We start from the raw sequence: 6,128 nt of genomic DNA on the forward strand, positions 1-6,128 counted from the left end.
CCCCCGCTATCATGGCGGGATGAGTTCGCCCGCCGCCCCTTCCTCCGCTCCCGCGCCCTATACCGTTGCCGCCCTGTACCAGTTCCGCGCCCTGGAGAACCCTGCGGCGCTGCGGGACGACCTGCTCAGCCTGGGGCAGAGGTTGGGCCTGTGGGGCACCCTGATTGTCGCGGACGAGGGCATCAACGGCACGGTGGCGGGCAACCGCGAGGCGATTACCGAATTGCACGCCTTTTTGCTGAGCCAGGGCTTTGACCGCATGGAGTACAAGGAAAGCGGCGCCACCGAACCGCCTTTCAAGCGCTTCAAGGTGCGGCTGAAAAAGGAAATCGTGACGCTGGGCGTGCCCGTCGCGCCGCGTGAGCAGGTCGGCACCTACCTCGACCCCGCCGAGTGGAACGCGCTGCTGGCCGACCCCGACGTGATTGTGGTGGACACCCGCAACAAGTACGAAGTGGGGGTGGGGACTTTTCAGGGGGCGGTAAACCCCGAAATCGACACCTTCCGCGAGTTTCCGCAGTGGGTAGACGAGCACCTCGCGGGCGCGGAGGGCAAAAAAATCGCCATGTTCTGCACGGGCGGCATCCGCTGCGAAAAAAGCACCAGCCTGCTGCTGCAAAAGGGCTTCAAGGACGTGTATCACCTCAAGGGAGGCATCCTGAAATATCTGGAAGACGTCCCCGAGCAGGAAAGCCGCTGGGACGGCGAATGCTTCGTCTTCGACGGACGCGTGACGGTGGGCCACGGCCTGCGCGAAGGCGACAAGGTGATGTGCCATTCGTGCGGCTGGCCCGTGACCGCCGAGGAGCGCCAGAGCGACCTGTTTGAAGAAGGCGTGAGTTGCCCGCACTGCCACGACCAGACCACCGACGCCCAGAAAGCCGCCTTCCGCGAACGCCAGAAGCAGTTCGACGCGGGGCACCTGTGAGCACTGGAGACGCTGGGGCGGCCCGCCTGATTCTGGTGCGCCACGGAGAGACCGACCACAACAAGTCCCGCCGCGTTCAGGGCCACATCGACATTCCGCTCAACGGGGAAGGGCAGCGGCAAGCCCGGCGGTTGGGGCAACATCTGCGCGAACTGGGCGTGCAGTCCCCGACCATTCACGCCAGCGACCTGACCCGCGCCCAGGCCACCGCTCAGGCACTTCAGGCCGAAGTGGGGGGCACCCTCGCCACCTTTCCCGCCCTGCGCGAGATTTTTCTGGGCGACTGGGAGGGGCATCTGTACGACGACCTGGCCGAGCGCGATCCCATTCACCCCCGGTTCTGGAGCGGCGACCCCGACGTGCGCCCGCCGCGGGGCGAAACGGTGCGCGACGTGATGACCCGCACCGAAGCGCACTTGCAGGGGCACTGGCCCGCCGCCGGGGAAACCCTGGTGCTGGTGTCGCACGGCATCGCCATCAGTGCGCTGTTGACGCGGCTGCTGGGGCTGGACTACCAGACCGAGTTTCAGTCGCGGCGTTATATGCACCTCAACACCGCTTATTCGCTGCTGGACGTTGACCCAGTCACCCGGCAGGTCATCCGGGCCGAACTGGCGCAGAGTCCGCATCTGGTCGGGGCGTCTGGGGGCTGAGAGGTGGAGGGGGCCAGCGTCCACACAGCCCGAACGCTGGCCCTGTTTTTCGGCCTGCCGCTGCCTGCTATTCTTCCTCCCGGCCTGGGCACCGTGCCCCCGCCTTTCTCTCCGTCGTCCCGTGAGACGATGCCCGCCCCGTGAGGCAGGAGAAGGAGCAACTATGTTAAAGACCGTTCGTAGCCATCAGCCTGTGCTGAGCGGCATTTTTTTCGTGACTGGAGGCGGCCTGTGAGCACGCCCAAAGCCACCATCCTGACGGCTGACGAGATTCGCCGCGCCCTGACCCGCATTGCCCATGAAATCGTGGAGCGCAACAAGGGAGCCGAGCACCTCGCCATCATCGGCATTCACACGCGGGGAATTCCGCTGGCAGAGCGCCTGGCAAGCAAACTGTCCGAACTGGAGGGCGTCGAAGTGCCGTGTGGGATGCTCGACATCACCCTTTACCGCGACGACCTTTCCGAAGTGGCGCAGCAGCCCATCATCCGCGAGACCCAGGTGCCGTTCGACCTGCGTGACCGCCGCGTGATTCTGGTGGACGACGTGCTGTACACGGGCCGCACCGTGCGCTCGGCACTTGACGCCCTGATTGACCTGGGCCGCCCGGAAGGAATTCAACTGGCGGTGCTGGTGGACCGGGGCCACCGCGAACTGCCCATTCGGGCCGACTACGTGGGCAAGAACCTGCCGACCTCCAAGCACGAAGTCGTCAAGGTCAAGTTGCAGGAAACCGACGGCGTGGACATCGTGGAACTGTACGAACTGGAGGACTTGCAATGACCAGCCCCCGTCCCCGCCACCTGCTCGACTTTCAGGGCTGGACGCCGGAGCGCCTGACCGCCCTGCTCGACAACGCCGACACCATGCTGCAAGTGCTGGACAGGCCCGTCAAGAAGGTGCCCGCGCTGCAAGGGCTGACCGTCTGCAACGCTTTTTTCGAGAACTCGACGCGTACCCGCACCTCCTTTGAACTCGCCGCCCGCCGCATGAGCGCCGACGTGCTGACTTTCGCAGCGGGCAGCAGCAGCGTGAGCAAGGGCGAGTCCTTACGCGACACGCTGGAAGTGCTGACCGCCTACAAGGTGGACGCCTACATCGTGCGGCATCAGGCCAGCGGCGCGGCGCACCTGGTCGCCAAATACAGCGGCAAACCCGTCATCAACGCGGGCGACGGGCGGCGGGCGCACCCCACCCAGGCGCTGCTGGACGCCTACACCATCCGCCAGGAATACGGTTCGCTGGAAGGCAAAAAAGTCGCCATCATCGGGGATATTCGCCACTCCCGCGTGGCCCGTTCCAACGCCGAACTGCTGCCTAAACTAGGTGCCCAGGTCGTCCTGTGCGGCCCCGCCACCCTGCTTCCTGCCGACCTCGCTGCGCTGCCAGGCGTTCGACTTACCACCGATCCCCGCGAAGCCGTGCGCGGCGCACACGCGGTCATGGCGCTGCGACTCCAGCAGGAGCGTATGAATGGCGGTTATCTGGCGAGTATGCAGGAGTACGCCGACACCTATCAGGTCAACGAAAAGCTCTTGCAGAATGCCGAGAGCGGCGCCATCGTGCTGCACCCCGGCCCCATGAACCGCGACCTCGAAATCAGCAGCGAGGCAGCAGACGGCCCGCGCAGCCGCATTCTGAAGCAGGTGGAAAACGGTCAGGCCGTGCGGATGAGCGTGCTGTATCACCTGCTGGTGGGGCGGGAGTAATGCGCCGGGCGGCCTTCGCGCTGGGTTTGCTGCTGCTCCTCACGGGCTGCAAGCGTGAAGGCACCGCCGAATCTGCCGAAGCCGAGGCGCTGGACTATGTCCGCATCGTGGCGATTGCCGCCAGTAACGTCTACACCGAGTCAGGCCACAGCATTGCGCCTACGCCCTGCACGCATCCCATGTTCAACATGAAAAAGACCAGCAAGTTTCTCAAGCTGCGCCGCTGCACGGTGACTTATACCTCAGACCAGAATTACCGAGTCAGTGCTCTTTTCAACGATTCCATTGCAATTGTGAGTACACCGGAAGGGACATGGCGCGTCAAGGTGAGCGACCTGCCGAAAGACCAGTAATCTTTGTTGCTTTTCCTCATAGCTCATGGCTCAAAGCTCGAAGCCTAAGGAGTTTCTATGACCCTGACCATCACCAACATCAAGCGTATCGGCTCGGAGAAAACCGAATCGGTGACCATCCAAGACGGCAAAATCAAAGGCTGGAACCTGCCCGTAGAAGGTGACGTGCTGGACGGCAAAGGCGGCACGGTTGCGCCCGCCTTCCTCGAAATCCACGCCCACCTGCGCGAGCCTGGGCAGACCGAGAAAGAAGACCTGCAAAGTGGCCTCGCGGCGGCGGCGGCGGGCGGCTACGGCACGGTGGTCTGCATGCCCAACACTTCGCCCGTGATTGATGACCCGGCCATCGTGCGTGCCCTGATTGAGAAGGCGAACGGACTGGGACTGGCCCGCCTGAAGCCCTCGGCGGCACTGACCAAAGGGCAAAAAGGCGAAGCGCTCGCCGAACTGACCTACCTCAAAGAAGCGGGCGCGGTCATGTTCACCGACGACGGACGCACCAACGAAAATGCGCGGGTGCTGCGGCTGGGGCTGGAATACGCCAAGAGCCTGGGCATGGTGATTTCGGTTCACGCCGAGGACGCCACGCTGCGGGCCGACGGGGTGATGAACGAAGGCCCCGTTTCCGAAGCGCTGGGCCTGCCCGGTAACCCCGCCGCCGCCGAAGCCGCCCGCATCGCCCGCGATATGGAACTGGTCGCCCAGACGGGAGCACGCCTGCACGTCCAGCACCTCTCCACTGCACGCGGCCTGGACATTGTGCGCGAGGCGAAGGGGCGCGGTCTGCCCGTCACCTGTGAAGTCTGCCCGCACCACCTTGACCTCACCGACGAAAAGCTGCGCGAGTTCGACGCGATCTACAAGGTCGCGCCGCCGCTGCGCACCCAGGCCGACGCCGACCACCTCCTGCAAGGGCTGCTGGACGGCTCGGTGGACTGCATCAGCACCGACCACGCGCCGCACACCAAGGCCGAGAAGGAGCGGGATTTGCTGGACGCGCCCTTCGGCATCGCCTACATCGAAGTGGCGTTTCCGGTGATGTGGACGCGCTTCGGTGACCAGCTGGGGCTGGAGAAACTGGTGGACCTGATGACCGCTGGCCCCGCCCGCGTGATGGGCTGGCCTGTGCCGACGCTGGACGAAGGCGCACCCGCCGACCTGGTGGTGCTCGACCTCGACACCGAGCGTGAAGTCAACCCCGCCGAGTTCAAGAGCAAGGCCAAATTCACGCCCTGGCAAGGGCAAAAGCTGCGCGGCTTTCCGCTGCTGACGGTGGTGGACGGCAAGGTGGCGTTCAGGCGCGAAGGCTGAGCCGCCTCTTGCTTCCTCTCCCGGCCTTCTGATACTCTTTTTCGGTGCGCTTTCGGTTGGCTGCTGACGGGCGCATGTGCTTCCGGCCCTACCCGGAGCCAATACCCTCGAAATCCAACCCCCTGAGGTCTACTGCACATGGTTAAAATTCGTCTGTCCCGTTTCGGCTCGGCCCACAACCCCCACTACCGCATCGTCGTCGCCGACGCCCGCCGCCCCCGCGATGGTGGCTACATCGAGAACCTCGGTCACTATGACCCCCGCAAGACCACCGAGAACTACCTGAAGGTGGACGTGGAGCGCGCCAACCACTGGATCGCCCAGGGCGCCCAGCCCACCGACACGGCCCGCCGCCTGCTGCGTTCGCAGGGCGTCAAGATCAGCAAGAAGTAAATCTAATCCAATGAAATTGGCCCCAGTGCGGGGCCTTTTTTGTTGTTTTTGGGTTGGGGTCAGGTCTGTACGGGCGTCAGTGCTTGCCTTTACTGTGGCTGAGGTCCATGACCGGATTGACGTGTCGGTCGGAGGTCAGCACCACCATCAGGTTGGCGGCGAGTTCGGCGCGGGACGAGTCGTCCATGCGGATGACCACGCCCTGATGCTCTCCCTGGCCGGGCTGCTGAAGCTGCGCGATGGCCGATTTGGTCAGTTGCACGGCCCCCTCCACGATGATGCTGCGGGCGTCCAGAATGGCCTGCGACTGCTGGCGCTGAAGCATGGCCGAGGCGATTTCCGGCGCGTAGGCGAGGTGAGAAATCCGGGCGTCGTCAATGTGGACGCCCACCTGCGTCAGCCGCTGCTCAAGTTCCAGCCGCAGTTCCCGCGCAATCAGTTCGGGGTCGCCCCGCAGACTGATGCCCAGACGGCGCTGCCGCTCGATTTCTTCGGGGGTGAGGGTGGTCGCCTGCACCTGCTGGGTCATCCGGGCCTGCGGCACGTCGTAGGGGTGGTAGGCCGCCAGTTGCCGGATAGCGCTCTCGGCCTGAATTCGCACGAACGCGTGGTAATCCTCGATCTGAAGCAGGGCTTTGGCAGGCTGGGTCACATGCCACACCACGATAGTGCCGACCTCGATGGGTGTGCCCGCTGCGTCGTTGACCTTCAGCACAGGCGACTCGAAGTTGTTCAGCTTGCGCGAAACGCCGCGCACGGTGTTGAACGGCACGCGCCACCA

General features: G+C 64.4%; 8 protein-coding genes. 7 read left to right on the forward strand and 1 reads right to left on the reverse strand.

All coding sequences use genetic code 11. The features are described from left to right. Positions 1–19 precede the first annotated feature (19 nt). The 7 genes from Q4C89_RS11235 to rpsP all read left to right on the forward strand — a co-directional run bounded on the left by Q4C89_RS11235 (position 20) and on the right by rpsP (position 5,347). Positions 20–928 carry a rhodanese-related sulfurtransferase gene (locus Q4C89_RS11235; protein ID WP_303102710.1) on the forward strand — a complete coding sequence of 303 codons (909 nt, stop codon included), beginning with the start codon at positions 20–22 and terminating at the stop codon, positions 926–928. Continuing rightward, entirely contained in the window at positions 925–1,581 is a 657-nt protein-coding gene (locus Q4C89_RS11240) for a histidine phosphatase family protein (RefSeq protein WP_303102702.1), read from the forward strand. The genes Q4C89_RS11235 and Q4C89_RS11240 overlap by 4 nt, the downstream gene beginning before the upstream one ends. Positions 1,582–1,812: 231 nt before the next feature. Continuing rightward, positions 1,813–2,364: a bifunctional pyr operon transcriptional regulator/uracil phosphoribosyltransferase PyrR gene (pyrR, locus tag Q4C89_RS11245; RefSeq protein WP_303102703.1), complete on the forward strand. Its 552-nt coding sequence runs from the start codon at positions 1,813–1,815 to the stop codon at positions 2,362–2,364. Further along, positions 2,361–3,290 (forward strand): aspartate carbamoyltransferase catalytic subunit, encoded by a 930-nt coding sequence (locus tag Q4C89_RS11250; RefSeq protein ID WP_303102704.1) that lies wholly within the window; start codon positions 2,361–2,363, stop codon positions 3,288–3,290. The genes pyrR and Q4C89_RS11250 overlap by 4 nt, the downstream gene beginning before the upstream one ends. Beyond that, complete coding sequence (locus Q4C89_RS11255; protein WP_303102705.1) at positions 3,290–3,643, forward strand: hypothetical protein; 354 nt, start codon at positions 3,290–3,292, stop codon at positions 3,641–3,643. Before Q4C89_RS11250 ends, Q4C89_RS11255 begins: the two co-directional genes overlap by 1 nt. Positions 3,644–3,700: 57 nt before the next feature. Continuing rightward, a complete protein-coding gene (locus Q4C89_RS11260) occupies positions 3,701–4,954 on the forward strand; it encodes a dihydroorotase (protein WP_303102706.1) in 1,254 nt (417 codons plus the stop codon). A gap of 138 nt (positions 4,955–5,092) precedes the next feature. Beyond that, a complete protein-coding gene (rpsP, locus tag Q4C89_RS11265; protein ID WP_303102707.1) occupies positions 5,093–5,347 on the forward strand; it encodes a 30S ribosomal protein S16 in 255 nt (84 codons plus the stop codon). 76 nt (positions 5,348–5,423) lie between these two features. Here rpsP and Q4C89_RS11270 read toward each other — a convergent pair. Further along, the coding region (locus Q4C89_RS11270) for an SPFH domain-containing protein (RefSeq protein WP_303102708.1) at positions 5,424–6,128 on the reverse strand (705 nt) is incomplete at its 5' end.

Origin of the sequence: Deinococcus sp., assembly GCF_030523985.1 — a bacterium.
Lineage (GTDB): Bacteria > Deinococcota > Deinococci > Deinococcales > Deinococcaceae > Deinococcus.